Origin of the sequence: Pseudidiomarina marina (assembly GCF_044807045.1) — a bacterium.
GTDB classification, from domain to species: domain Bacteria; phylum Pseudomonadota; class Gammaproteobacteria; order Enterobacterales; family Alteromonadaceae; genus Pseudidiomarina; species Pseudidiomarina marina.
On record NZ_CP085233.1, the window covers coordinates 915095 to 941326 of the forward strand.

The 26232-nt window shown below is 43.8% G+C and carries 23 protein-coding genes and 1 tRNA gene; 15 read left to right on the top strand and 9 right to left on the bottom strand.

The features are described 5' to 3' along the window. The first annotated feature begins 44 nt into the window (after window positions 1–44). The 9 genes from dnaG (at window position 45) to LG272_RS04405 (ending at window position 11461) form a co-directional block, all read left to right on the top strand. Window positions 45–1796: a DNA primase gene (gene dnaG, locus LG272_RS04365; protein WP_404409793.1), complete on the top strand. Its 1752-nt coding sequence runs from the start codon at window positions 45–47 to the stop codon at window positions 1794–1796. Window positions 1797–1967: 171 nt separating this feature from the next. After that, window positions 1968–2354 (top strand): DUF3192 domain-containing protein, encoded by a 387-nt coding sequence (locus LG272_RS04370; protein ID WP_126760326.1) that lies wholly within the window; start codon window positions 1968–1970, stop codon window positions 2352–2354. A gap of 160 nt (window positions 2355–2514) precedes the next feature. Next, on the top strand, window positions 2515–4359 hold the full coding sequence (rpoD, locus tag LG272_RS04375; RefSeq protein WP_404409794.1) for an RNA polymerase sigma factor RpoD: 1845 nt from the start codon (window positions 2515–2517) through the stop codon (window positions 4357–4359). Between the two features lie 130 nt (window positions 4360–4489). Then, window positions 4490–5284 carry an amidohydrolase family protein gene (locus LG272_RS04380; protein ID WP_404409795.1) on the top strand — a complete coding sequence of 265 codons (795 nt, stop codon included), beginning with the start codon at window positions 4490–4492 and terminating at the stop codon, window positions 5282–5284. 93 nt (window positions 5285–5377) lie between these two features. Beyond that, window positions 5378–5453 (top strand) — tRNA-Ile (locus tag LG272_RS04385). A gap of 694 nt (window positions 5454–6147) precedes the next feature. Next, window positions 6148–7410: an ABC-three component system protein gene (locus tag LG272_RS04390; RefSeq protein ID WP_404409796.1), complete on the top strand. Its 1263-nt coding sequence runs from the start codon at window positions 6148–6150 to the stop codon at window positions 7408–7410. Next, window positions 7403–8080, top strand: coding sequence for an ABC-three component system middle component 1 (locus tag LG272_RS04395; protein WP_404409797.1), 678 nt, complete (start codon window positions 7403–7405; stop codon window positions 8078–8080). The genes LG272_RS04390 and LG272_RS04395 overlap by 8 nt, the downstream gene beginning before the upstream one ends. Next, window positions 8061–10385 carry an AAA family ATPase gene (locus tag LG272_RS04400; RefSeq protein WP_404409798.1) on the top strand — a complete coding sequence of 775 codons (2325 nt, stop codon included), beginning with the start codon at window positions 8061–8063 and terminating at the stop codon, window positions 10383–10385. The genes LG272_RS04395 and LG272_RS04400 overlap by 20 nt, the downstream gene beginning before the upstream one ends. 539 nt (window positions 10386–10924) lie before the next feature. Next, a complete protein-coding gene (locus LG272_RS04405; RefSeq protein WP_404409799.1) occupies window positions 10925–11461 on the top strand; it encodes a phage integrase N-terminal domain-containing protein in 537 nt (178 codons plus the stop codon). A gap of 117 nt (window positions 11462–11578) precedes the next feature. On the opposite strand, the gene LG272_RS04410 is transcribed toward LG272_RS04405, so the two are convergent. The 3 genes from LG272_RS04410 to LG272_RS04420 all read right to left on the bottom strand — a co-directional run bounded on the left by LG272_RS04410 (window position 11579) and on the right by LG272_RS04420 (window position 14246). Next, complete coding sequence (locus LG272_RS04410; RefSeq protein WP_404409800.1) at window positions 11579–12538, bottom strand: hypothetical protein; 960 nt, start codon at window positions 12536–12538, stop codon at window positions 11579–11581. A gap of 383 nt (window positions 12539–12921) precedes the next feature. After that, window positions 12922–13461, bottom strand: a complete 540-nt coding sequence (locus tag LG272_RS04415; RefSeq protein WP_404409801.1) for a PH domain-containing protein — start codon at window positions 13459–13461, stop codon at window positions 12922–12924. A 284-nt stretch (window positions 13462–13745) separates the two neighbouring features. Further along, window positions 13746–14246 (bottom strand): DUF4468 domain-containing protein, encoded by a 501-nt coding sequence (locus LG272_RS04420; protein ID WP_404409802.1) that lies wholly within the window; start codon window positions 14244–14246, stop codon window positions 13746–13748. A 215-nt stretch (window positions 14247–14461) separates the two neighbouring features. On the opposite strand from LG272_RS04420, the gene LG272_RS04425 reads away from it, so the two are divergent. Then, window positions 14462–16003, top strand: a complete 1542-nt coding sequence (locus LG272_RS04425) for a S10 family peptidase (RefSeq protein WP_404409803.1) — start codon at window positions 14462–14464, stop codon at window positions 16001–16003. A gap of 102 nt (window positions 16004–16105) precedes the next feature. After that, on the top strand, window positions 16106–17023 hold the full coding sequence (locus LG272_RS04430; protein WP_404409804.1) for a tetratricopeptide repeat protein: 918 nt from the start codon (window positions 16106–16108) through the stop codon (window positions 17021–17023). Between the two features lie 60 nt (window positions 17024–17083). Here the strand turns inward: LG272_RS04430 and LG272_RS04435 are convergent, their stop codons facing one another. Continuing rightward, on the bottom strand, window positions 17084–19270 hold the full coding sequence (locus LG272_RS04435; protein WP_404409805.1) for an OsmC domain/YcaO domain-containing protein: 2187 nt from the start codon (window positions 19268–19270) through the stop codon (window positions 17084–17086). 107 nt (window positions 19271–19377) lie between these two features. Between LG272_RS04435 and LG272_RS04440 the strand changes: the two genes are divergently transcribed. Beyond that, complete coding sequence (locus LG272_RS04440; protein WP_126760320.1) at window positions 19378–19590, top strand: hypothetical protein; 213 nt, start codon at window positions 19378–19380, stop codon at window positions 19588–19590. Here LG272_RS04440 and LG272_RS04445 read toward each other — a convergent pair. From LG272_RS04445 to LG272_RS04460, 4 genes are all read right to left on the bottom strand, one after another. Then, window positions 19584–20243, bottom strand: coding sequence for a LiaF domain-containing protein (locus LG272_RS04445; RefSeq protein ID WP_126760319.1), 660 nt, complete (start codon window positions 20241–20243; stop codon window positions 19584–19586). The two genes, LG272_RS04440 and LG272_RS04445, sit on opposite strands and share 7 nt — an antisense overlap. Before the next feature lie 148 nt (window positions 20244–20391). Continuing rightward, on the bottom strand, window positions 20392–20934 hold the full coding sequence (locus LG272_RS04450) for a DUF3750 domain-containing protein (RefSeq protein WP_404409806.1): 543 nt from the start codon (window positions 20932–20934) through the stop codon (window positions 20392–20394). Between the two features lie 78 nt (window positions 20935–21012). Continuing rightward, entirely contained in the window at window positions 21013–22014 is a 1002-nt protein-coding gene (locus LG272_RS04455; RefSeq protein ID WP_404409807.1) for a c-type cytochrome, read from the bottom strand. Between the two features lie 20 nt (window positions 22015–22034). After that, a complete protein-coding gene (locus LG272_RS04460) occupies window positions 22035–22676 on the bottom strand; it encodes a c-type cytochrome (RefSeq protein ID WP_404409808.1) in 642 nt (213 codons plus the stop codon). Window positions 22677–22779: 103 nt separating this feature from the next. Here LG272_RS04460 and LG272_RS04465 point away from each other — a divergent pair, with 103 nt between their 5' ends. Then, complete coding sequence (locus LG272_RS04465; RefSeq protein ID WP_404409809.1) at window positions 22780–23787, top strand: hypothetical protein; 1008 nt, start codon at window positions 22780–22782, stop codon at window positions 23785–23787. Window positions 23788–23795: 8 nt separating this feature from the next. Next, window positions 23796–24446 carry an isoprenoid biosynthesis glyoxalase ElbB gene (elbB, locus tag LG272_RS04470; RefSeq protein WP_404409810.1) on the top strand — a complete coding sequence of 217 codons (651 nt, stop codon included), beginning with the start codon at window positions 23796–23798 and terminating at the stop codon, window positions 24444–24446. A 175-nt stretch (window positions 24447–24621) separates the two neighbouring features. Here the strand turns inward: elbB and LG272_RS04475 are convergent, their stop codons facing one another. Continuing rightward, the gene (locus tag LG272_RS04475; protein ID WP_404409811.1) at window positions 24622–25113 is read right to left on the bottom strand and encodes a DUF962 domain-containing protein; all 492 of its coding nucleotides are present in this window, start codon (window positions 25111–25113) and stop codon (window positions 24622–24624) included. Window positions 25114–25178: 65 nt separating this feature from the next. Here LG272_RS04475 and LG272_RS04480 point away from each other — a divergent pair, with 65 nt between their 5' ends. Next, window positions 25179–26219 (top strand): AI-2E family transporter, encoded by a 1041-nt coding sequence (locus tag LG272_RS04480; protein ID WP_126760312.1) that lies wholly within the window; start codon window positions 25179–25181, stop codon window positions 26217–26219. Window positions 26220–26232 lie beyond the last annotated feature (13 nt).

Here is a 26232-nt window from a genome sequence, read left to right on the forward strand (position 1 = left end):
TTCTCGCTTCGCAATTCCATTATAATTACGTGCACAGGCAGGCCATGGCAGGTTTAATTCCTAAAAGCTTTATTCACGATCTCATTGAACGAGCTGATGTCGTAGAGATTGTCGATAGCCGTGTACCGCTGAAAAAGGCAGGGCGAAACTACCAAGCCTGTTGTCCGTTTCATAACGAAAAATCACCGAGTTTTACTGTAGCGCCCGACAAACAATTTTATCATTGTTTTGGTTGTGGTGAGCATGGCAATGCGCTTGATTTCTTGATGAAATTTGATGGTCTTGAGTTTCCCGAGGCAGTGGAAGAGTTAGCTCACATGCTCGGTCTTGAAGTGCCGCGGGAGACCTCAACAAATCCAGCGGCCGATGCGCGCAAGCGCGCGCAAGAGTCCAGCGATTACGAGCAAATGGAACGCGCAACCAAGTTCTTTGCGCACCAATTACGTCATCATGCCAACTCAAAACGTGTTATCGACTATTTAAAAGGGCGTGGTTTAAGTGGCGACATCGTAAAGCAGTTTCAAATTGGCTATGCCCCTGACGGTTGGGACGGCGTTTTGAATGCCTTAGGATCAGATCAACGATCCAAGCAACAACTGGTTGATCTGAAACTCGTGAATCAAAACGAGCAAGGCCGCTATTACGACTTCTTCCGCGACCGTGTGATGTTTCCGATACGTGATCGACGTGGGCGCGTGGTTGGCTTTGGCGGGCGTGTACTCGAGGGGGACGGTCCGAAGTATTTGAACTCACCAGAAACTCGAATCTTCCACAAAGGCCGTGAACTCTATGGTTTTTACGAAGCGCGACAAGCAAACCGTGAACTCGAACAGGTTGTGATTGTTGAAGGCTACATGGATGTTGTTGCGTTGGCACAAGCCGGTATCAGTTATGCGGTGGCATCACTTGGAACCGCAACGACAACGGACCAATTGCAGATGTTGTTTCGCGCCACGCGCAAAGTGGTGTGTTGCTACGATGGCGATCGGGCAGGCCGTGACGCTGCTTGGCGAGCATTAGAAAATGCCTTGCCATTGCTCAATGATGGCATTGAATTGAGTTTCTTATTCTTACCTGATGGCGAAGATCCAGATACGTTAGTGCGCAAAGAGGGGGCAGAAGCCTTTACTCAGCGACTGCAAAAAGCGCAAAGCTTTACCGATTACTTTTTTGCCCACCTCACCGAAACCATTGACGTGCAATCGGATGCCGGCAAATCATTGCTATTGAAGCAGGCAAAACCACTTATTGAGCGCATCGCGAGTGACTTTTACCGTGAAACTCTAATGGAGCGTTTGGCGCGACTGCTCCGTCGGGAGACATCACAGTTAGAAGCACAAATCAAAGCGCCTGCACGGACAAAGCCCGAACAGTCGGCTCTAAAACTGACCCCAATGCGTCGCGCAATCGGCTTGTTGGTGCAACACCCAGAAATCGGTCGCGAAATTCCGCTACACACTGAATTAAGTGGGTTGAAACAACCAGGTATCGATTTGTTGTTGAAATTGCACGAACAGACTCACTTACAGTCGTTAACCTCGGCACAAATATTAGAATTATGGCGTGGCGAGCCCGAAGAAAAAGCGTTACGCCAGTTGGCTCGTTGGGAGCATCATCTTGATGCCGAAAAGGCAGCGCAGGAATTCTTCGATATTTTTGCCTTTTTCATTGATTTGTTTGTTGAACAGCGAGCGAATGAGTTGCTGGAGAAAGAGCGTACTGCGCCGTTGAATAAAGCAGAAAAACAAGAATACCTCACCTTGTTGCAGTATTTGAAAGATCGTGAAAAACGCTAATTTGCGTTCGGTTTTACTAAAACATTCGCGTTCCACACCAATGTTTTGCATCGTTCGTTATAAAAAACACATTAAAAACAATAGTATAAGTTTGTGGCATTAATTTTGCATACACAATTAGGTGTAAACCATAAATTTGTACTTAAATAGAATAAAAATGAGGAGTAAAACATGAAGTTTCCAAAGTTAGCCATGGTTGGTGCTGTTGTTATCTTATCTGCAGGTTTGCAAGGCTGTGTAATTGCTGTGAACGGCGATGGTGAGCACTATAGCTCGAGTGATAGTGTGACCAAAAAAGAGAAACGTAATCGCACAGCCATCGCGTCATTTACTAATGGAATGTCCGTTGACGCCGTGCAACGAGAATTAGGCACGCCGGAATTTTCTGATTTATGGACGGTTGATAATGTACGTTATCGCGTACTGTATTATCGTACCCAACGTGTGCACGCTGACGGCAACACCACTCGCGATGAATGCACCCCAATTGTGTTTGCCGACGGCAATTTAATTGGTACCGGTGAGTTAGCATTGACACGAATTCCTGAGAATAACTGATTAAATTCTGGCTGAAAACGACAGTATCTGCTACAATTTCCGGTCTTGAATTTTATACCTCACGCACTCATCTAATTAGAGTACATAATCGTACCTTTTTGAGTCGCCGTAAGTTTAAGACCGGTTACTTTTCTATATTAATAACAGGTGGTAGATCTGTATGCAGCAGAGTCGTCAATCACAGCTCAGGCTTCTTATTGCCAAAGGTAAGGAGCAAGGTTATCTCACTTTTTCAGAAGTGAACGATCACCTACCTTCTGAGATCGTTGATTCGGATCAAATCGAAGACATCATCGGCATGATCAATGACATGGGTATTCAGGTGTTTGAAAACGCACCCGATGCCGATGAATTGATGATGAGCGAAGACACCGCTGATGAAGACGCAGCTGAAGCCGCCGCGCAAGCATTAGCAAGCGTGGATGGTGAGTTGGGTCGCACCACTGACCCTGTGCGCATGTACATGCGTGAAATGGGCACAGTTGAATTGTTAACTCGCGAAGGCGAGATCGACATCGCAAAACGCATTGAAGATGGTATTAACCAAGTTCAATGTTCCGTTGCTGAATATCCTGAAGCCATCAACTTCTTGTTGGATCAGTGGGATTCATGCGAAGCGGAAGAAATGCGTTTAACCGACATTATTTCTGGTTTTATTGACCCGAATGAAGTGGATGAAGCGCCTGTCGCTGCAACGCACATTGGTTCTGAACTGAGCGAAGACCAGCTTGAAGACGAAGATGAAGACGTTGATGACGACGACGATGACAGTGATGATGACAGCTCAGATAGCGGTATCGATCCTGAATTCGCGCGTCAGAAATTCGCTGAACTTCGTGACCAATACGAGAAAACCCGTGCCGCAATTAGCAAGCATGGTCGTGATAACGCAAAAGCGCGCAAAGAAATTGAAGCGCTAAGCGAATTGTTTAAGCAATTCCGTCTGGTACCAAAGCAGTTTGATCGCTTAGTTAAAGACATGCGTGACATGATGCACCGCGTGCGTGTACAAGAACGTTTAATCATGAAAATGTGTGTTGAACAGGCGGGTATGCCGAAACGCGCATTCATGAAGCTGTTTGCGGGTAACGAGAATAGCACCGCGTGGTTGGCGAAAGCCATTGACTATGGTGAAGCGTATTCCGAGTCGCTATCAACGCTGCAACCAGAGTTGGAGCGTTGTATTCACAAGCTTGCAGAAGTGGAAGTGGAAACTGGCTTAACCATTGCTAAAGTCAAAGATATCAACCGTCGCATGTCAATTGGTGAAGCGAAAGCTCGCCGTGCGAAGAAAGAGATGGTTGAAGCGAACTTGCGTTTGGTTATCTCTATTGCGAAAAAATACACCAACCGTGGTTTACAGTTCTTGGATTTAATTCAAGAAGGTAACATCGGCTTGATGAAAGCCGTAGATAAGTTCGAATATCGTCGTGGCTATAAGTTCTCAACTTATGCAACATGGTGGATTCGTCAGGCCATTACGCGTTCAATTGCGGACCAGGCGCGTACCATTCGTATTCCGGTTCACATGATTGAAACCATCAATAAATTGAACCGTATCTCGCGTCAAATGCTTCAGGAAATGGGTCGTGAACCGACACCAGAAGAATTGGCCGAGCGCATGGTCATGCCAGAAGACAAAATCCGCAAAGTGCTGAAAATCGCTAAAGAGCCCATTTCGATGGAGACTCCAATTGGTGACGATGAAGATTCGCATCTTGGCGACTTTATTGAGGACACCACGTTGGATCTTCCGGTGGACTCAGCAACTTCAGAAAGCCTACGCAACGCGGTTCGCGAAGTGTTAGGTGGGTTGACGCAACGTGAAGCGAAAGTACTTCGTATGCGCTTTGGTATTGATATGAATACCGACCATACGTTGGAAGAAGTTGGTAAACAGTTTGACGTTACCCGTGAGCGGATTCGTCAGATTGAAGCCAAAGCGTTACGCAAGCTACGTCATCCAAGTCGTTCTGAGCAGTTAAAATCGTTCTTGGACGAGTAAGTTCAGATTTAATCTGAACGATTTAACGTAAAAAACGTCTTAAGAAGCTCTAGCCCTTGTGGCTAGGGCTTTTTTATTTTTAGGGCGAAATTTGTTAAAATGTGCCTAACTTCGCTGAAAAGGATGAAATATGATCGCAGTTGATCAGAACAACACCGAAATACAGCAACCGCGTCGAATTATCGATGCCCACTTTCATATCTACAACGATTCATTTCCGTTGATAGAGAATCAGGGTTTTTTACCGAAGCCGTTTTCCATTGAAGACTATCGTCATCGTACCAAGGATTTTAATATTCGTGGCGGCGTGATTGTGTCGGGCTCTGTGCAGGGGTTTGATCAAAGCTACTTAAAAGCAGCCTTGGCAGATATGGGTGATCAATTTGTTGGCATCACTAACTTGCCAAGTAGTGTCTCTGATGAAGAAATATTAAAACTTCGTGACCACCGTATTCGTGGTATTCGCGTGAACTTGAAACGCGGTGTGGTGAGTGGTCTTGATAACTTAGTCGATTTTGGCCAACGCATTTGGGATTTAGCCGGCTGGCATTTAGAGATTTACGTCGACAGCCGTGAGCTGGATGAGGTGATGCCGAAGCTACTGAAACTGCCAAAGGTATCGGTTGACCATTTAGGTATGGCACGCTCTGGCCTATCGCAAATTCAGAAACTGGCAGACAACGGCGTTCACATTAAAGCATCCGGTTTCGGACGTACCGAAGTAGATGTTGCCAAAGCGGTGAAAGCGATTTATGCGATTAACCCTGAAAGCTTGATGTTTGGCACTGACTTGCCTTCAACACGCGCCGAGCGTCCATTTAATGTGCGTGATATTGAAACCGTGTGCGAAGCACTCGGCGATGACAAAGCCATTGATAAAGTTTTCGCTGGCAACGCCGCCGATTTCTATCACATAAACCTATAAAAAACCCCATTCGGGGTCATGACAAGCGGGTCGAAATTTCATATACTTGCGCCCGCTTTGTTAATCCCACGGGATTAACCACCTACCTGTAATGGCCCCTTAGCTCAGTGGTTAGAGCAGCCGACTCATAATCGGTTGGTCCCCAGTTCAAATCTGGGAGGGGCCACCACTTTTAAAGGCTTTCAGTGTTAATTGTCACTAACACAAATTAGTTGGTGCTACCTCTGTGCTACTTTTTAGAATAACACAAATGATCTTGGAATCTACGTCCAACATTTTGGGTTTACTGTTATTTTATCTTTCACCATGTCAGCAATAGCAAGCGCTGCAAGGTGTCCATGGGCTATGTAACTCATTTACTCCCAGGAAAGAAATTAAAAAATCTAAAACTGTTAAATCTTTTACTGGGCAGCTTGTTAATGAGAGACATAGCAAATGGTCTGCATCAGTAAAAACACAAGGTGGTGAGTGCAAAGAGACAGTCACAGACCGTAAGGAATCATCACCAGTAATCCAGAATTGGAGTTGCCTAATCAGCTAATAATGGTCGTTAGCACTGACGCTTCTATATGTTACACGTTCAATAGTTGCACCGATCTTACAGTATCAGCAAAATTCATAGTTGGCACCTAAAGGTAGCCTTGCCAAATGGGCAATACTGAATCCACAGAGAAGAGGAATCGCTCGGTGGGTGCCGACTTGCACCTCGAAATGATTTGAATGAATAAATTTAGAAAATAGTATAAAGATCATATTATGTTATTTTGGTAGATACGAGCAGTTCAGTGTATTGATTGGTTATGCTACTGTTATTTAACTAATTGAGTGGAGAAGCTTACTGCTTTTTAGCAGATATTTTATATATGGATATTCCAAAAAAGGTAAAAGACAGTAGTGCTATAGCATCATGGAGTGGTTTTATATATCAAGGGAAAATAGCCCTTTATCACTGTATTAAATTACTCATCAATGAAGGATGCAAGTCGAACCGCTTAAAAGTAGAGTCTCTTGATGATTTTGTTATTTACGATGCGAAAGGTACGGCTTTAAGCCTTCATCAGGTAAAAGCCAAGGTCGATTGTAAACGCTCTGCATACAACGCAGCTATTAAACAGGCGGCAGAGGTTGTAGCATATGGCATTGATAAACATACTAAGCGCTGGTTTCATGTTGCTCGTGAGCTGGATGATTTCGCTCCATACACTCCTGCCAACAAAAAACAAAGCAAAGTAGAATTTTACTGCTACAGCGATGGTAAGCAGTACCTTCAGTTGGACCTTGTAAATGCCGAACTTGAGAAAATAACTTCGGATTATTTAACAAAATCTGGACTAAGTAACTCTCCATTATTAATTCAGTACAAACTCGGCCTTCTGTATACACTGTTGGATACGAAAGTTATATCTGCTCATGCCAAGATTCACAATGAGGGTGAATTAAAGTTTGACGCAGCAAATCAAACTCCAATCTTATTTACTGAGGTTGAGGCATGCCTAACAGCAGAAGTGCTGGATGATACCGACGAGCATATGGTTTTAAATCGGTTTAGACGCAATATATTGGAGAGAACGGATAAACTTATCGAAAGTAATAAAACCTCCTCTCAGATATCTATTGTCGATGTCTTAGCTTGTCGGAGTGCTGTTGCTCATATGAATACACAAACGTTGAAAAGACTCTACTACGCAAAAAAGCCTAATCTAGCCGCAGTAATCATTGACGGCTTTAGCAATGATAGCGTGGAGAACTATTTGAATATCATCGCCTTGATTAAAAAGTTAGTAACTCTGCCTGACCTTCCTCATTATTACCAAACACAGTTCGGCACATATCTACCAACCGCAATCCGGCTAACAAAGGTCAATGAAAAGCTGTCCCTATCGGAAATACAAGACAATGTTGAAGCATTACGAGAAAATTCAACAATTCAGGATGTGTTATACGAATACAACAACTTAATAGTTGACATGGAGCATCCCGCTTTCCCACTTAGTGAAGCATCAAAATTAACAGGCAAGTTCATGGACGTGTCAGAACAAGATCATTTAGGGAACGGTCGTCTCACTAAAATTCATAACGTGAGATTTATCTCTGCAAAAGATGCACAGGAGGAACTAAATGATTAAACAGATTATTCGGCATGTAGCGGAAAGTTCACCTTGTCAATTCCAACAACTGGATAGCCAGTTTGAAGAACTTACATTTTACAAAGCAAGTCATCCAAACCACGAACGTTTTCTCGTTATTGTTGAAACTGATAAAATAAGTACGCCGTCTGAGTTGAATGATAAGGTCCAGGCCAGCACACCTCCTAATCTTCTGAGTACGCCATCTTTTGCTAAAAATACTGATTTAGTTCTTCTATTTAGATTAGATAGCTTAACGGAACTTGGGAAATATGAGGACAGTATTTTTGATATTGAAGAAAACGCGTACAGTCTGAAAAAGCATGTTCTCTACTATACTCCTACTGAGTTAGATGAGCTTAATCAGCAGCTGAACCTTGGTAGGAGTTTGGAGGAAGTACTCACTGACCCTGAATTCTTCAACCACTATAAACTTAACCCTACTGAAGAAACTGCTTTTAGTCTTGCTTGTCGTCTTTATGTCAAGCTTCCATTTTTATCAGTCCCTGCACTAGAAGCCACGTTGACGAGTGCAAACCAACTCGCAGATACACTGCTAAATGAGCAACAGCTTTTTTCCTTTTTCAATTCAATAGAGATGAAGTTAGATAACGGACAAACATATCACGAAGTCATGGAGGAGTTAGTCAGTGAACAAATGGCGGATTAGTAGACTGAAAATAAATGGCTTTAAGATATTCTCTTCTTTTGAAGAGAAGTATAACAACAGTCTCATCATCTATGATGGCCCTAATGGATTCGGTAAAACTTCGTTGTTTGACGCTAAACAGTTACTTTTTCGCGGGCAGCTACCCCGAATTGCCGCTCGCCTAAAACCCGTTACTCCCAATAAACATAGCTTTAGAAGCAATCTCTATCGTCACGATGGTTACGATGGTGATATTAGCATCGTCGCTGAGCTGACGAATGGTCGTCAGACGATTAATATTATGCGTAAAGCTGATGCCAAGGAGATGAAGGCAAAAAACAATAAACCCAGTGAGTTCTCGATTTTTAAGTTATATCAGTCAGAGAGTTTCGATGATTGCTCATCTGCGACAGCAATTTCTAACGAAGATGCGTTCTGGCAAAAACACCTAGGAAGTAATTTCCAAAAAAATTTCGATGTGCTGAACTACCTACAGCAAGATAGTAAAGCGTTGATTATTCCAGATGGTTGTTGTGAAGATACTACGAGAACTAAGCAAATTGAGCACCTTATTAATCTGGATGAGCTAAATGCTCGGTTGGATAACCTCAAAAAGCTGAAAGATGCTCGAAAAACAGCTTATACGCAAGAAGTAAAAATTCGCGATATGTTAAAAGGTGAAATTGATAAGCTTAAACACCAATTATCAGCTCCAAGTAAAATAACTCGATACGGCCGACTGACAACAACAGATTCAGTTCCAGTTTGGGATTCGGAAAAACCGTTAACAGCAGAGCGTTTAGGTGATTATCCAAGTCATATTGATTCGGTTAACTTGGTTAAAGAGCTTGTGAACCACGCTGATGAAGTGGCACTGCGTGAACGCAACAGAAAGAAAAGTGCTTTTCTACAGACGGATGAATTTGCTTTGGCAGTGCGCCTTGCCAATCACGTCGACAAGCTAAAGCCTTTGAGAGAATTGCGAGGGCAGAGGAAACCACTAGTGCAAGCAATATCTGTTGCAAAAAAGAATGCAACAGATTTAAAAGAAGCTGATTTGTCTCCACTGAAACATGCCTTATCTGATGATTTTGATAAGTTTGCTACTCTTGTTCGGCAGAAAATCAAACTTCAGGCCTATCAAAATACAGTCGGTGATGCCAAAACTAGAGCTGTGGAGTTACGTAATAGGCTTATAAAAACAATCAATGAGGATGAAAATAAATGCCCTCTGTGCGGTTTTGATTACGAAGATCACCAGCTTCTAATTGACGCAATAGAGGCACGAACCCAACAAGTAGAAAAAGAGCTGGATGAGAATGAGAGAAAAATCGCGGAGCTTACACAAAAAATAAGTCAAACATTACAGACGCTGCTATTGAGTCTGCAATATGAGCTTAAAGAACTAGATGAAAAGTTCAACGAAAGTCTATTAAAAGAGCTGGAAGCTCACGAGCACCAAACAAGTCGATTGCTAAAAATTGCAGAGCGGGTGCGACAACTTAATATCATACTTCCTACTGAATACGCAGAAACGACTGAGAGACAGATTCAACAGGTAGAGGCTATTCGACAGCAGATACAAAGCTCCTTTGAGCAAGAAAATGATCTTCTGTCAGAACAGGCATTAGCTCTTTACTATAGTGCATTTAAGAGTCCAGATGATCTCAAAAATGTTAACTGGGAAGCCATTGAGGACAAAATTACTTATCTGACCGGCGAGTATAACAACCTAGTTAGTAATTCGTATCAGGAGAAGTTAGAAGCATTTAGTAAATCCCTAGCTAGATTAGAAGCCATTAGCAAAATAGAAAATAAACTAAAAGCTACCGAACAACAGCTCAATCTGGCTCGTAATACATACATAAACCAGACACTTGGTGAAGTCGAGTTACTTTTTCATATCTACAGTGGGCGTTTATTGCAAAATATGCAAACTGGCTTAGGAATATTTTTAGAACGAGCAGAGGGAGCACAAAAAGATACCCCTTTGCAGTTTAAAACGACGCGAGGCAATGAGCATGATGCGGCTCTTTCAATGAGTAGTGGACAAATAAGTGCACTCGCGTTAGCTCTATTTCTATCACTTAACAAAAAATATGCGGAAACCGCTTTTGTCTTTATTGATGACCCAACGCAATGTATGGATGAGGTTAATATTGCTTCATTGAGTGACTTGCTTAGAGTAGAACTTAGGGACCGACAAGTCATTATATCGACGCATGAGCAAGATGTAGCCAATTATTTAGCTTATCGTTACGGTAAAGCTGGTTTGCCACATCAAAAAATAAATCTCTTAAAAAGGCATCGGGATAGGCATACTTAGGTTGCTCTTGAAGGCGGATTGGCGACGAGTCGTCCCTACCCGAATGAGGTAGAGACGACTCGCAGAGTCGCCCGTCGAGGCCGCTGCTCATGATGCCTCGACCCCCAATCCGCCTAAAAAATCTTTAGGGCCAGAAGAGGGATGAAGATTTGGGGAGTGAAAAAAGCGGTTGTAATCTTTGATCATTGTGGTAATTTTAAACGCAAGATAGCTCGAAATGAGCATCAAAAAAAGGGCGTATTCACTGCCCGTAACACGTTCCTGAGGAGCTGCACTCGCAGCATGATGGGTCAATCGACCATCCCACTATAAACACCTGCATAACCACAGTAGTCCGTGCTGTATTTCAACAGAAATCATGCGGCTCAGCTTTGTTGCTTTAGACCAGTTAGCCTTTATGTCTTGGGACAATATGTTCGGTTACGTACCGCTCATATGGCTTTAAGACTTACCTATTTTGGCGTTTCGCCCCCTGGTCTTCGGTTTGGTGATTTTCTCCATATTTTCAAATTCAATTTTAAATTTATGAGGAACGTGAAATGAGCCAATTAGGATATCGTCTTCATCAAATGGTGAACAACACACATCGAGAAAGTAGTTTTAGCACCCGCGCTACCCGCAGCAAAGTTTTAAACCTTGCCGCCAATCAACTATTGAAAAACGGTTACAGGTTAAAAGATCCATCAGGTATGAAAACCAAACATGTGAATTATCTTGTGCAGCGCTGGCAAGATGAGGGACTCGCAGCAAAAACGATTAAAAATAGAATGGCTGCACTTCGTTGGGTCGCGGAAAAAATCGGCAAGCCCAACATTTGCTTACGTGGAAATGATGACTACGGCATTCCGCGAGTACGCAATAATCCCATTGGTAAGTCAAAAACACTCGATATGGACAAACATTCGAAAATCAAAAGCGATTTGATCAAGCTTTCTCTGCGCTTGCAACAGGAGTTTGGGCTGCGTAAGGAAGAGTGTATGAAGTTCAGCTTATCTTATGCGATGAAAGACGCTCAAACACTGAGAATAAAGGGTACTTGGGCCAAAGGTGGCAAGTATCGAGAAATTCCCATTTGAATGTAGAGATTTACTGCTCTAATTCGATCTTCATATGAAAACATCAGACTACCTCCAAAGTAGTCCAAGTTTTTGGCCGCACCCTCAGTTTGGATCAATTTTACTCCGTTGGTAACATTAGCCTTTGCAAGAGTTTGATACTCTTGCTTTTACTAAATCAAACTCCACTAATGAACTATCGCTTTTAATATGTGTAGATTTTAAGCATGGATCGTAAAGCATTATTTTTGTACCAAGTGTTCCGAGATAAATGTATTCGCGCTTCATAGAATCTGTATAGATGAACTTTTTTCCTTCCTCTTTGTATACATCATAGGCTTTTGCATATCCGGCCACGGAGCTAGCTATGATAAAGCTCAATATAATTGTTCCTACCACCCATGACTCTATAATTAAGCCTTTATTTAGAATTCGAGATTTCGAGCCTTCGCTGACGATCAAAAAACCAACTAGGGTTGCGAACGTTAGGATCGGTAGGGGTAATAATTCGAAAGGATTGAAAGTTGGAAATATCACTTCTGCCAAGAATAACGCTATGGCTGCCATTAACGAAACCAACGACCACCAGAAAAAAGCTTTTCGGTATTCCTGCCTGAGCTCCGTCAAAACCCTTTTGTTATCTTCCCATTCTTCTTCGATTTGAGAGCATTCTTTTTTATGGGAGTCGTGATCAATTTTTACTCGTAGAAGACGTTCTTTGAGATCATCTGGGAATTCAGAACCAAGTCTATTTTGCTCGTTAGTTAAAGTTTCAATTTCTACATCCGTTTTTGATAAGCTTTCTTTGTAAGAAATGAGCTTATCCTCTCCTTGCTCGAAGGCTCGTATTGAATTCACAAATCCGCTTTTGAAAACTGTCAAAAACATAATTGATAAGATTAGACCTTGAATAGCTATAGGTATTAACCCTAAGATTGCACTAGAGCCAATTAAACTTATCTCAGCATACTGAAACGGGTTTATACCAAAAGCCTTCCAATAGAAGACAGAGTATAGCGAGCCCGAGACCACGCTCACAATGAGTAATCCAGAGATCAACTGGGGAATTCTCTCTACTATGGAGGCACTTTTATTCATGTTGGATACCCATTCGGTTGGTTGTTAAATCAATCATACTAATTAAATCATTGGCCCACATTTCACCCACAAGAATTTTGCTTAAGAATCGTACTTTTATAGCCTCATAAAAGGGCTTCCGAGGTGGAGGAGTTGATTTACTATACAAGAAGTCCCCGCCCTGATTTGAACACATTAGAGTCTAACTATCAGAGGCCCAAAAGATCATTGATATCAATTTCTGGAGCGACACTGCGAGCAAGAAATAGTCCTCGAATTTCAGCATTAGGATAGTGTTCAAGTATGATATTTTTAACAACTTTAAAGTGAGATCCGGAAGTTAATACGTTGTCAAACACAATAAATTTTGCACGGTCTGTGTCAACTGAATCGCTACTGATTTGCTATAGACCTAACAACTGAGTTTTTTTAGCCTGAAATTCAGCCTCTGTGATTATTTTCTTGTCTTTGAGAGCAGCTAGTTTCTCTAACTGCTCGTAAACATCAACTTCTTTATCGGAATTCTTTTCAGATTGAATTGTATTTTTAGGAACGTCTCGTCCGTCAATAAGGTTACGAGCTATATCTGCGAACACCTCTGCAGAGCCTTTGTCTATGTTGGATATTTCGGCGTTGTTACCGGATGCATAAATTTTAATTTTGCCATACATCATTCCACTCTCAAAACTCACTGAAGAGACTGATTTCAATGGGAATTCTTCCATTTTCAGACTGAAAAATCCTTTATCAATGAATAACAGTCTTTTTGAGGTTGCGCATAACAAGCCAAGTCCATTTTTATATAGACCTTGCGCTACATACTCTAACATCTCGTCTTCTCTAAGAATTTCAGCTAGAACCTTTAACTCTTTATTGGCAAAAATAAGCATATGTATTTCAAGCTCTTTGATACGAGCCATAACATTATCAAGATTTTGAGCCATAAATCCTCCGTGAATTTCCAAAGTAGTAATCTATGCTGACAGCATAGATTACTCTATTCTTTTTACATAAGAAGAGAAAATTAGTGAGCAACTTTTGTAATCCCCCCAATTAAAGTAGCAGTTAATCGTAAAATTAATGAACGGCCTACTTTTAGTGTTTGGGCGGACTACCTCCTTTCTTCGTTACAACTTTGGATAGCAAGCATGAACTTGCAGTTAATAAAATTTACGGTGAAGAATATTTACAAATGAAAAATCAAACCCTGGCTAGACGCGGTTTATCTTTACCAGCTGCTATCTGCATCAATTTGTTTGATAAAGTTCTTTAAATCGTCGTTTAGCTTCTTTGCTGCGGTTATAGATTGTTCCGGATACCCACTCTGTGTTCCCTCACGAATATCAGTCCAACCACCAGATGAATATTGAGAACCGCTAAAATATATTTTGAAATTGCTATAAGTCGTTCTTAATCGTCCGTCTTTAACGTCAATACGAAGCGAAAAACGTCCGGGCATTGGGGCTATTAACGGGAACGTGTATTTCATTCCTCCGTTACCAACAATGACACCGGTTTCTTTGTCAGCAAGCTCAATTACTTCCTCTGAATCGACAAATGCCTCAGCGAGCCAAAGTCGAGTGCGATCAAACAAAATCGATTTATCGATATCTTTATCAAATTCGATAATTTCTTGATATTCAACGAGAGGAGTATTGTTTGTCGTAGAAGCACAACCGCTGAGTATGGTTAATACGATGGATAAAAGAATAATCGATAGCTGTTTCATTTTCGATCCTTGCAAATGAATGTTAAATTTGTGTTTCAATGAACATACAGGAACAGACATTGGTTTGTAAACCTCTTAGCAAATTCATAGAAGATTGGAGCGATATGACGACGCTAAATTTGACCTAGATAAAATAAACTTCTGAATAAACTCAATCGAATTACTCTTAATCTTTGTGGTAATCTGCTGACAACACTCAGATAGGAAGTAACAACGTGAAACCATTAAAAAACTACTTAGTTTGCTTATCTCTTTTCACAGCAATGATGTTGTCAGCGGCAATCAATGCGCAAGATACAGAAGCTAAACAAGAGAGTGCAGCAACAGCGGAACCCGTTCCAGAACCAACCAATTTCCGTTCGCAGCACAAAGGCACATTTAACGGTACTCGGTTAACGTACACCGTGGATGCTGGTGAAACCTATATTCGGAATAACGAAGGCGACCCAACTGCGGCGATTTTCTCGTTCGATTATGTGGTGGGAAGCAAACAAAACCGACCGGTCACGTTTATTTGGAATGGTGGCCCAGGTTCGTCGTCAAACTGGTTACACATGGGCGGCTATGGCCCGAAACGCATTGTGGTTCCAAGTGATGCGGAGCATCCGGGCGCTGCGCCATACACCATGAAAGATGCACCGGAAACCATTCTTGATGTTACCGATATGGTGTTCGTTGACCCGGTAGGCACCGGCTTTTCACGAGCAATTGGCAAGGGTAAGAAAGAAGACTTTTGGGGCTTAACCGAAGATGCGAAGTCAATGGCCGCGTTTATTGCTGAATGGCTAACCAAGAACAATCGTTGGAACTCGCCAGTGTTCTTACTTGGCGAAAGCTTCGGTACGACGCGAGCTGCCGCGGTAGCCAAGGTATTACTCGATGATTACGTGATTAATGTGAACGGTATTGTTTTTGTGTCACAGGCACTCGATTATCAAGGCTCAACGCCGTATGTGGATGACAACATCATTTCGTACATTACCTATATTCCGACCATGGCCGCGACCGCGTGGTATCACGGCAAGGTTGATAACTCAGGTGATTTTGAAACCTTCATTCAGCAGAGCCGTGACTTTGCATCACAAGAACTGTTACCAGCACTGTTTCAAGGTAACTTACTTAGTTCAGACGAGCGGGCGCGCTTGGTGAGCCAGCTTCAGCGCTTCACTGGCCTTAGTAAAGAATATATCGAGCAAGTGGATTTACGAATTAACGCGTTCCGTTTTGCGAAGGAATTACGCCGTGACGAAGGCGTTGCCGTCGGTTTACTCGATAGCCGATATATTAACGATGAGCGCGACGATGTCGCAGCCCGCCCAGAATCTGATGCAGCACGAGCAATTTCGCCAGCGTATAAAGCATCACTCATGCACTACATGCGTAATGATTTGGGGATCGATTGGAGTCGGAAATACTTGAATCCGGCCGATCCAGAGCTATCTGGTAAATGGCGCTGGAGCCCGCTGCCTGAAGGGCGCTCATGGGAACCACATTATGTGAATACGGCACCTGACTTAGCCTCTGTGCTGCGTAGCAACCCAATGCTAAAAGTTATGGTTGGCTCTGGCTATTATGACCTGATCACGCCGTTTTTCGACGCCGAGTACACCTTGAATCGTCATGGCATTGCGAGTGATGACATCATCTATCGTTATTATCACGGCGGTCATATGATGTACGTGCATGAACCTGCGCGCCAAGCATTACTGAAAGATACGCGTGATTTTATTCGCTCGCAGATTGGTAAATCGAATTAAAAAAATGTAACTGCGGAAACAATTGCTTACGACGTCAACCTGTCGTTGAGGTGCTGTAACTGCTAAATTTGAGCTCTCGATAACGTTGTTGTGAGAGCTCAAATGTTTTTCTCTTTAAATAAATCTCTAGTTATTCTCGGTCTCTTAGCTGCCATTGGCACAATTTTGCCAGTGCATGCCGATGCCACACAAAATGTCACCATCTGTCAGCAAGGTGATTGTGGTCGTGACTTGGCAGAGTTGGAACGGTTTGCGCGCAAAGGCAGTGGTGATGCGGCCGCCGTTGTGGCAATGGCATACGCTAGCGGCGATGGTGTCGAACAAGATCTCGAAAAAGCCAAAGAATTTATTGAACAAGGCGCTCGTCGTCGTAATGCGATGGCGATGTTCGTGTTATCGGACTGGCACAGTCGCGGCTTTGTGGTAGAGCAAAGTGACGAAAAGGCACAGCAATGGCTTCAGCGAGCCGTTGATTTAGGCTACGCCCCAGCGCAGTACCAACGTGGCATGCAGTTGCTCGCAGCAACTGACCCAGAGACGCAACAAGAAGGCGTTCAGTTGGTACAAGCCGCAGCTGATACCAACCTCGTAAGCGCAATATATGTGATAGCGCGCTTTAAGCAAACTGGCACATTAATGGAACAAGACTTAACCGCGGCTGGCGCGCTCTATGCTAAGCTCGCGCGTACTGGTCATGCTGATGCCCAAACGCAGTTACGACGGATCAATCAACAACTCGCACAAGCCGGCATGAGTAACACCGAAGAAGCGAAACGCTTGCAAGCAGCTGAAGCGGGTATGGAACGCATAACAGTAACGGCCGATGCCAATCATTTCCGTAGCCAACTGGGTCGCTTGATAGACCAGATTGATGCCTCAGGAAGTTTCGACAACCGTTCGGTAGGGTCGCGCATACAAGGCGTCGGCTGTGCCGATACCGGCAGTGTTTGTGCCGTCAACAAACCTGAGAAAGGTCAGGGCAGCTTAAGAGATGTGCTTTCAGGCGGGCAAGGCAACTAATTATAAATGACCAGCGGTACCGTGATGCGCATAGCAACAACGCGTACCGCTGGTAAATTCTTAGCCTTGAGCTTTTGCAGCTCGAGCGGCGTGTAATTTTTTGTAGCTTTCAATTAAGCGTAGATGGCGATCAAGCCCCTCTAACTGTGTATTGGTTGGAGTTAAACCTGGGAAACGCACCGAGCCTTCCACCGCACCTACTACGTCTACCATTGTTTGCTCACCGAACATACGTTTGAAGTTTGGTAGGTAATCTTCCAATGCCATATCGTCGTCTAATGCAATTTCTAAAACCGCGCTCACCGCACGGTAGAACAAGGTGCGTGCAACTGTGTTGTCGTTGTACTGAAGAAAGGCTTCAACTAAATCGTAAGCATCTTCGTGACGGCCTAAGGCAAGATAGATAAGAATCTTGAGCTCAAGAATGGTTAATTGGCCCCACACGGTGTTTTCGTCGAACTCGATACCAATGAGTGTGATGATATCGATGTAGTTGTCCAATTGGCTGTCTTCGAGGCGTTCAACTAAATCTTCAAGCTGTTCGTCAGTAAGACGGTGCAGATTAAGAATATCTTCACGGTAATCGAGCGCTTTGTTGGTATTGTCCCAAACTAAGTCTTCAATTGGATAAACTTCGGAGTAACCTGGTACCAAAATTCGACATACAGGTGCACCAAGCTCAGTATAAACCGCCATGTAAGCCTCAAGCTCCATGCCTTCAAGAATACCAAAAAGATTTTCTGCTTCTTCTTGGTTGGTGCCGGAGAAGTCCCATTCGCAAAACTCATAGTCACTGCGCGAACTGAAGAATCGCCATGATACGAGACCGGAAGAATCGATAAAATGCTCGACAAAGTTGTTTGGCTCAGTCACGGCCATGCTATTAAAAGTTGGCGGTAAAAAGTCATTCAAACCTTCGAAGCTACGGCCCTGCATCAACTCCGTAAGACTGCGCTCCAGCGCTACATGGAAACTTGGATGCGCACCAAACGAAGCAAACACGCCGCCAGTGCGCGGGTTCATTAAGGTGACACAAGCAACTGGGAAGCGTCCGCCTAATGAGGCATCTTTCACAAGTATTGGATACCCTTGTGCCTCGAGTGCTTGAATGGCCTCAACAATATCAGGGTACTTGGCGAGCACCTCGGCCGGCACATCCGGTAACGCAATTTCATGTTCGATAATTTGTTTTTTAACGGCGCGCTCGAAAATCTCCGATAGGCACTGTACTTGTGCCTCTGGCAAGGTATTGCCGGCACTCATACCGTTACTCAAGTAGAGGTTTTCAATTAGGTTCGATGGAAAATAAATAGTTTCGCCATCGGAGTGACGCTGAAACGGTAGCGCGCAAATACCACGATCAGCACGACCGGAGTTGGTATCGATTAAATGAGACCCTTGCAATTCGTTGTCTGGGTTATAAATATCCAAACAATAATCATCCAGTAACCCATCAGGAATGGCGTCATTTTCGGTCAGCGGGAACCACTTTTCATTTGGGTAGTGAACGAAGTCAGCATGCGCAATTTCCTCTCCGAAATACTGGTCGTTATAGAAAAAATTGCAGTTGAGTCGTTCAATGAATTCGCCTAATGCTGAAGCCAATGCCGCTTCTTTGGTTGCGCCTTTGCCGTTGGTAAAACACATCGGCGAGGCGGCGTCGCGAATATGCAATGACCATACATGTGGCACAATATTACGCCATGAAGCGATTTCGATCTTCATGCCAAGGTCGGCAAGAATTTGCGTCATATTGGCGATGGTTTGCTCTAGTGGCAAATCTTTGCCTTCAATGTAGGTGAGAGAACTGCCTTCTGGCTGCCCCATCAATAGCGCTTGCGCATCTTCATCGAGATTCTCAACCACTTCAATTTGGAACTCGGGGCCGGTTTGTACCACTTTTTTAACGGTACAACGGTCGATAGAACGCAGAATGCCTTGACGGTCTTTCTCAGAAATATCTTCAGGTAACTCGACCTGAATTTTAAATATTTGGTTATAACGATTCTCGGGGTCAACAATATTATTCTGTGATAGACGTATATTGTCCGTCGGGATATTGCGCGAAAGACAGTAAACCTTCACGAAATACGCCGCACACATGGCCGATGATGCTAGGAAATAGTCGAACGGACTTGGTGCGGAGCCATCCCCTTTATAACGAATGGGTTGGTCTGTGACGACTGTGAAGTCATCGAACTTGGCTTCAAGACGCAAGTTATCTAAAAAGTTTACTTTGATTTCCATGAGCTCATCTAAACCACAAATTAAGAATTCGTCGGCTATTATCCCGTTTTTAGGTTAAATTGTCTTGGTGAATTCAAATTTTAACCTGCGATAGGGGCAGCGCCAGTATGACCGGATTAAGAGTGACACTTAGCGTGGTTTGTTTGAGCTTGTTGATAAATGGCTGTACATATCGTGGCGCTTACCAAGAAATGCAACGCGAGCAATTACGCCAATGCGTTGAAGAACAAGGCATTCCATACCATGAGTGTCTTGAGCGCACGAACAAATCTTACGATGAGTACATGCGCGAACGACAAGAAGTGATTAATAATCAGTAGGTATTTTTAGAAATACCGAGAGCCTGGCGCATGCTATTCGCAAATGCGACGAATTTTTCCTTCATGGTTTGTTTTACTGAAACTTCGACCGACCCCAAAACGCTATAGCCCGTAATGGTTATTTGTGGTGCTTGGCGACCGGCCATTGATGGTGCTTTGTTCTCGGATGAGCCAACAATATCGTACATGCGAATGGTGACATTCACACTTTCAGGAACAAAGATTTCGAGGCTACCCAAAACATTCGCTACGTTTACTTCAATGTTTTGATGTTGGAAAATAGCATCAGTGAAGTCAATTTTGGTTGAGCCTAAAACATCAATGACATTAATTTTCTTTGGTACAACCCACTGACCTTCACGAACACTTGAACCCAAAATACTGACAAGCCTGTCATCTTGAGAGGCCTCTCCAGCACCATAATTAGGCGTAAACGAACGCTCTTTTTTGGCGTCGTAACTGGCGTCAGCTTCTAACGGCAGGTCTTCAACTAAGGCCACTAATTGCTGATGAGAATCCGTTGCCATGGCTTCATCAAGTCGGCGTTCAAATGCCTCGGAAGAAATAATCGCGTGGCTATAATTAACGATGAGTTTATCGACGGTTTCTTCGCGAACCTGCTCGATTGGTCGGTCTTCAAGTTTTACTGGCATGGTTGGTTCCTTGTCATGACTTTAATTACTATAGTCAAAAATCATGCAATATCTAGACCAATAATACTAAATCCTTATTAATCAAGGCGTTAATTTTCAATTAGCCAAGCATTAGTTATCAATTTGACAATTAATTCGTAGAATTCCCTTAATTTTGGTCATTCTCCGCATAACCACTACCAATCGCACTGAAGGGCAGATCAAGCCCAAGCTCCGGCACTTGAAGACCTACCCACGCTGGGAATGTATTACTGTTGGGGCCAGGAACGGCTTCATACTCGTTCGCCCACGGATAGCGCTCCGCCGCGTCGATAATCTGAGGAATCAGTTCACCAGCTTTATCGCCAACCATAGATAACACTTTTTCCGGTTTAGCACCGTACCAGTAACGGTCAGGTGCCGCTGTTTTATAGTTGTGTAGCGCTGGCTGGCCACGATTTAAGCGCCAACCCACCACTTCATATACCGTATATTCCTTGGCGTTAGCTGGTTTTACCGCAATCCAGGTGTGTACCGCGAACCAGCCGCGCCAACCAAATGCATCGGCCGCATAAACTTCAATCACCGGTTGGGTTTCAATAGCTGGGCTAGGTGCTATACCTGCAGGTTCGCGAGAGGCAGTTCGCCAATCGCCTGATGAGCAACCAATGAGTAACGCAGTAATCAAAGTAACAACAAGTGTTCTGTACATAGTTGTCTCGTTAGAAAATTAAAAAAGCCTGTGCAGTTTTAACACAGGCTTCTAATACGTCAAAATCGAGCAGTTAGATTACTTGAATGTGCGAGGCTTCAACGCTTCAGGCTTCAAGAAAGGCTTCTCGCCAGTGTTGTCGTGTTGCCCCAAAATTTTCCCGTTAACCTCAGTACCGTAAACCGTTGCGTTATGGAAATTCATGAATTTCTCACGTGTCTCCTTTGCATCACCTGTATAGCGAGGATCTTGCGGACGTTCTTGAGAATTGATAAATAGCGCAACGTCCCAAGCTTCTTGGTCGGTTAAACGACCTGGTTGACCCAGTGGCATATTGTTTTGGATAAATGAGGCGGCAGTGAAGATTCGAGTCATACCTGCGCCCCAGTTATAAGAGCCGTCACCCCAAAGCGGTGGATAGACGATTTCACCCGCAAATTTTTTACCTGCCCCATCTGAGCCATGACAGACCGCACAGTTTGCTTGATAAACCTTCTCGCCATTGGCATATGTCGTTGCTTCAGGTATGTCTTTGCCTAAATGCCCAAAACCGCGACCAGCAATGTTTTTGTCATACATTTTTGCGCCTTTGGCCATGTACTGATGATAAGCCGACAGCGCTAACATGGTGTCACTACCGTATGCAGGAGGTGTGCCGTTCATTGAAAATGAAAAACATCCAGCGATGCGCTCTTCAAGTGAATTCACATGACCATTTTTGCCGCGAAAGTCAGGTAACGTTGTTGCGGCTGGCCAAATTGGACCGGACCAAGCCATTCGGCCTTCACCCATGTGGCACGATTTACAATTCATATCGTTGAAGACGTACTCGCCACGCAGTTGTTGGGTATTCATAAATAAGTCACGACCCTTCAAAATAACTTTACGTAGTTCTGGGTGAAGGTCTTTGTCGTTTTGAATATCCGCTAGAGTAGGTGCCTTATGCTCATACTGTCCCGGTTTTGGTGTTGGTAGTTTAATTTCCTCCGGTGCTTTAGACTGCGCACCAATTACAGCAACCGAGAAACTCGCGGTAAATAAAGCGGCCATGCCAAATGTGATTTTCGATAACGTTGTCATCAGTCGTCTCCTTGTCTTAACTACTGCGCCGGCTGACTGGCGAGGTATGCTGCAACCGCTTTAATTTGCTCGTCACTCAGGCGCTTAGCAATTGCTTCCATGAGCTGCACTGGGTCAGACGTGCGTTGACCTTGCTGCCACGCTTTTAGCTGCTGTTCAATGTAGCTAGCGTGCTGACCGGCAATACGAGGAAAATTCTCATCCACGCCTTGATTGTTTGGACCATGGCAACTGCTGCACGGCGGAATATAGGCATCCCAATTACCGAGTGTTGCAAGCTTCTCGCCGGCTTCGAGAAGTTCAGTTGTCGCTGATGGAGCCGAAGGTTTTGGTACTGAAAGCTGAGAGAAATAAGCGGCAAGGTCGCGTAAGTCTTGCTCTTTAAAGTTATCAATGTTCATGCTCATTACTGGATTCACGCGAGTACCATCTTGATAAGCTTTCATGGTACGGAACAAGTATCCTTCATCGAGTCCAGCTAGCATCGGAAACGCACCTGCTGCATTGCCTTCACCGTTCGCGCCATGACAAGCTAAACATGGCGCACCACTACCATCACCTTGCATGGCGAGTTGCTGTCCGCGCTGAGCATCACTTGCCGCGAACACAGACGGAATGAGAAGTGATGATGCAACAATCATTACAATTGGTTTGAGCTTCATGGCGAATCCTTATTTCCATTAAATTGACGAAGCAGATAATATTTTAGAACATTCTAATATATAATCCATAATAAATGTAAGGAAATATCTTCAAGGAGATGTGATGAAACGAGCTTTCGCCTGTCAATGTGTACTGGTTGCAAGTTTATTATGGGGTATGCCTAGCGTTGCAGTCGCCAATAATACAAAGCTTTCGAGCCAAATTTTTGTTAACTTCAGCAATCTCCAAATCGATGACCATCAAGCAGCTACAGAAGGGTGGCAGCCTGATTTAAAACGCTTCTATCTTGATCTCGATCACGGCTGGAGTGATCAGTGGAAGTTAAAAGTCACAACCGATGTGCAATGGCATCGCCAGCAAGATCCAACCGACGTTTGGTTTCGCCACGCTTATATCGCTTATCAAATGGACAAACACAATCAGTTTAAATTGGGTGTTGCCGAACTGCCGTGGATAGATTATGCAGCTCGCCGCGTTGGTTATCGTTATATCGATCCGAGCCTAAACCCAAAGAATAAACTAGCCGCACCAACTGATCTTGGGCTTCACTATGGCTTCACTAATCAAGATTTTTCTTTTGCGGTTTCAGCAATTACTGGTGGTGGTTTTCAAAAACCTCGAGTTGGTGATCAAGTAGATATTGAGCTGGCTGCTGTATGGCATATCTCGAATGCGGTTGATCTTGCAACAGGCTGGTATGAAGGCACACGAACTCAAGATAAAGATGAGAACCCCAAGTATCATGTCGCTCAACGTTGGAATATTGCACTAAGCTACCAATTAAAAGGCACGCGAGTTGGCATTGAATACGCTTACAATGATAATTGGATGCAAGTGAACAAAATGGAAGAAGATGCCAGCGATGGCTGGAGTATCTGGGCGAGTAACCGCTTACTGCCAGACTACTCAGTATTTGTGCGCTATGATTGGGTACATCCAAGTCGTCGTTTAAGTCCTGACCTAGAACGTGACTACTTTCAAGTTGGTTTAGACTGGAATGCGACCAACTTCCTAACAATTGCCTTCGTTGCAAAACAAAGTCACGTTGATAGTCTTGTGATTGAGCAAGAGCAAAACGAAATTGGCATTTGGACGATGTGGAATTTCTAGGAGGAATCATGAAAAAAGTTGCGGTTATTTTATCCGGTAGTGGTGTCTACGACGGTGCCGAAATCAATGAAGCAGTATTAACGTTATTGCATCTTTCAAAAGCTGGCGCGAGTTATCAATGTTTTGCGCCAAATGTTGAGCAACACCATGTTATCAACCACCTTACCGGTGAGGTGAGTAATGAATCGAGAAATACGCTGGTTGAAGCTGCGCGTATTGCTCGTGGTGAAATTAAACCGCTAGCGGAACTCAATGCTGCTGATTTTGATGCATTGATTTTACCGGGTGGCTTTGGCGCCGCAAAAAACTTGTGTGATTTTGCTGTGAATGGCGCAAGCGCTAAGTTGAATAATGATGTGAAAGTTGCTTGCTCAGCGTTTAAAGATGCAAATAAACCGGCTGGTTACATGTGTATCGCGCCAGTGATGGTGCCTATGATTTATGGCAAGGGCGTACGCGTCACTGTCGGCAATGATGCAGAAACTGCGGCAGCCATTGAAAAACTTGGTGGTGAGCATGTCGATTGCGCAGTTGATGACATTGTTGTCGACGAGAATCATCGCGTGGTCACTACACCTGCCTACATGTTAGCTAAATCGTTAGCTGCCGCAGAGAAAGGTATCAGCAAGCTGGTAGAGCGCGTACTCGCGATGGTTTAACCGGCGCCGAGCAATAAGCTGCCGGTAACTAAAAGTAAGTTAAATAGTAATGGCAGCGCCATTAAAAAGAATAAAGTTAATTTAATTTTTGCTCGTCGCATGAAGACACCCCCACAAACTTAATAAGCATATTAATGAGAATGGTTCTCATTTGCAAGTTTGTGAGGGTGTTTTCTTATTTAAATTTTGCTTCGATGGCTTGGTGCAATTTCTTTTTACCCCCGAGCATGAACACAACTTCGGCAACGACAAATAATGGACCGATAGCGAGACCCATGATGTCATCAACAAAAGCGGGTTTGCGACCTTCGAAATAGTGACCGATAAATTGAAAGATCCAACCGACCACAAATAGTCCGATACCCCAGCTAAGCCAAACAGCGGTTTCGAACATCGCGACATGGCTACCAAGCCACACCGCCAATCCGAGTAACAGGGTCATTAAGATACCTAAGACCAAGTCAAGTTTGAGGTAAAACAATGCGGCAATTGCGCTCACAATAATTGCCGGTGAGAGCATAAATTCTGCAACAAACCAAGTCGGTCGTGATAATAGAATTTCAATCGCAATCACTATAAGAGGAATGCCCACGAGGTGGGTCATAATATTTCGGCGGTCGCGATGATATGCGGCGTATCCAGCTAAATGTTCTGTAATTGTTTTCATGGCTTGCTCACCTATTGTTTTATTGCCAATATTAACCTGATTCTAATAAAGAACAAGGACAACCCATGCGGGAACAACTCGAACGTCGTGCTTTTCTAATTCTACTGGCAGCGGTGACCATTGCTTTTGGTTTTATACTTGAGCCATTTTGGTCAGCTATTTTTTGGGCCTGTGCGGTTTCGGTTATCTTTTTTCCGCTGCAACAATTGCTACAGCGGAAGTGGGGGGAACACCCTAATCTGAATGCATTGATTACACTGCTCGTGTGTATGCTGGTGGTTGTAATTCCAGTCATGTTTATCGCAACAGCATTTGTACAAGAAGGCATTCAGTTTTATCAACGTCTCGATTCCGGTGACATTGATCCGCGCGCAATGTTAATAAAATTGCGCGACGCGTTTCCTATCGTCGATCAGCTTCTTCAGGAGTTTGGCGTCAATCCCAACGATATTCGTGAGCAAGTGATAAGCGCCGTGCAGGGTGCTTCAAAGTTTTTAGCCAGAGAAACACTGACCATTGGCCAGAATACGTTTGGCTTTTTAGTGAGCCTCGCCTTGATGATGTATCTCACATTTTTCCTGTTGCGTGATGGTTCACACTTGCGTGATTTACTGATTAAGGCGCTTCCTATCGGCGATGAACGAGAACATGCGTTGTTTAAAAAATTTGTTGAAGTGACTCGAGCGACAGTGAAAGGCAACTTGGTTGTCGCGATTGTGCAAGGCGCGCTTGGTGGCTTTATTTTCTGGATATTAGATATTCCAGCCCCGTTATTGTGGGGTGTGATTATGGCGTTTTTGTCGCTGATTCCAGCTGTTGGCGCGGCACTGGTTTGGTTTCCTGCGGGGCTTTATTTGTATGCAACTGGAGAATGGATTAGCGCAACGATCTTAATGGCTTACGGAGCTATCATTATTGGCTTAGCAGATAATGTATTGCGTCCAATCTTAGTGGGGCGAGATACGAAGCTACCTGATTACATTGTGCTGTTCTCGACAATTGGTGGTATTTCCCTTTTTGGTATAAACGGATTTGTAATTGGACCACTAGTAGCCGCACTGTTCATGGCGGTCTGGCAAATATTTATGACCGACTTTAATCATTAACAAAACGAGTCAA

Bases quoted from the DNA above. Each gene is read 5' to 3' on its own strand.
- dnaG (WP_404409793.1), top strand. From the start codon at position 45: ATGGCAGGTTTAATTCCTAAAAGCTTTATTCACGATCTCATTGAACGA.
- LG272_RS04370 (WP_126760326.1), top strand. From the start codon at position 1,968: ATGAAGTTTCCAAAGTTAGCCATGGTTGGTGCTGTTGTTATCTTATCT.
- rpoD (WP_404409794.1), top strand. From the start codon at position 2,515: ATGCAGCAGAGTCGTCAATCACAGCTCAGGCTTCTTATTGCCAAAGGT.
- LG272_RS04380 (WP_404409795.1), top strand. From the start codon at position 4,490: ATGATCGCAGTTGATCAGAACAACACCGAAATACAGCAACCGCGTCGA.
- LG272_RS04390 (WP_404409796.1), top strand. From the start codon at position 6,148: ATGGATATTCCAAAAAAGGTAAAAGACAGTAGTGCTATAGCATCATGG.
- LG272_RS04395 (WP_404409797.1), top strand. From the start codon at position 7,403: ATGATTAAACAGATTATTCGGCATGTAGCGGAAAGTTCACCTTGTCAA.
- LG272_RS04405 (WP_404409799.1), top strand. From the start codon at position 10,925: ATGAGCCAATTAGGATATCGTCTTCATCAAATGGTGAACAACACACAT.
- LG272_RS04410 (WP_404409800.1), bottom strand. From the start codon at position 12,538: ATGAATAAAAGTGCCTCCATAGTAGAGAGAATTCCCCAGTTGATCTCT.
- LG272_RS04415 (WP_404409801.1), bottom strand. From the start codon at position 13,461: ATGGCTCAAAATCTTGATAATGTTATGGCTCGTATCAAAGAGCTTGAA.
- LG272_RS04420 (WP_404409802.1), bottom strand. From the start codon at position 14,246: ATGAAACAGCTATCGATTATTCTTTTATCCATCGTATTAACCATACTC.
- LG272_RS04430 (WP_404409804.1), top strand. From the start codon at position 16,106: ATGTTTTTCTCTTTAAATAAATCTCTAGTTATTCTCGGTCTCTTAGCT.
- LG272_RS04435 (WP_404409805.1), bottom strand. From the start codon at position 19,270: ATGGAAATCAAAGTAAACTTTTTAGATAACTTGCGTCTTGAAGCCAAG.
- LG272_RS04440 (WP_126760320.1), top strand. From the start codon at position 19,378: ATGACCGGATTAAGAGTGACACTTAGCGTGGTTTGTTTGAGCTTGTTG.
- LG272_RS04445 (WP_126760319.1), bottom strand. From the start codon at position 20,243: ATGCCAGTAAAACTTGAAGACCGACCAATCGAGCAGGTTCGCGAAGAA.
- LG272_RS04450 (WP_404409806.1), bottom strand. From the start codon at position 20,934: ATGTACAGAACACTTGTTGTTACTTTGATTACTGCGTTACTCATTGGT.
- LG272_RS04455 (WP_404409807.1), bottom strand. From the start codon at position 22,014: ATGACAACGTTATCGAAAATCACATTTGGCATGGCCGCTTTATTTACC.
- LG272_RS04460 (WP_404409808.1), bottom strand. From the start codon at position 22,676: ATGAAGCTCAAACCAATTGTAATGATTGTTGCATCATCACTTCTCATT.
- LG272_RS04465 (WP_404409809.1), top strand. From the start codon at position 22,780: ATGAAACGAGCTTTCGCCTGTCAATGTGTACTGGTTGCAAGTTTATTA.
- elbB (WP_404409810.1), top strand. From the start codon at position 23,796: ATGAAAAAAGTTGCGGTTATTTTATCCGGTAGTGGTGTCTACGACGGT.
- LG272_RS04475 (WP_404409811.1), bottom strand. From the start codon at position 25,113: ATGAAAACAATTACAGAACATTTAGCTGGATACGCCGCATATCATCGC.
- LG272_RS04480 (WP_126760312.1), top strand. From the start codon at position 25,179: ATGCGGGAACAACTCGAACGTCGTGCTTTTCTAATTCTACTGGCAGCG.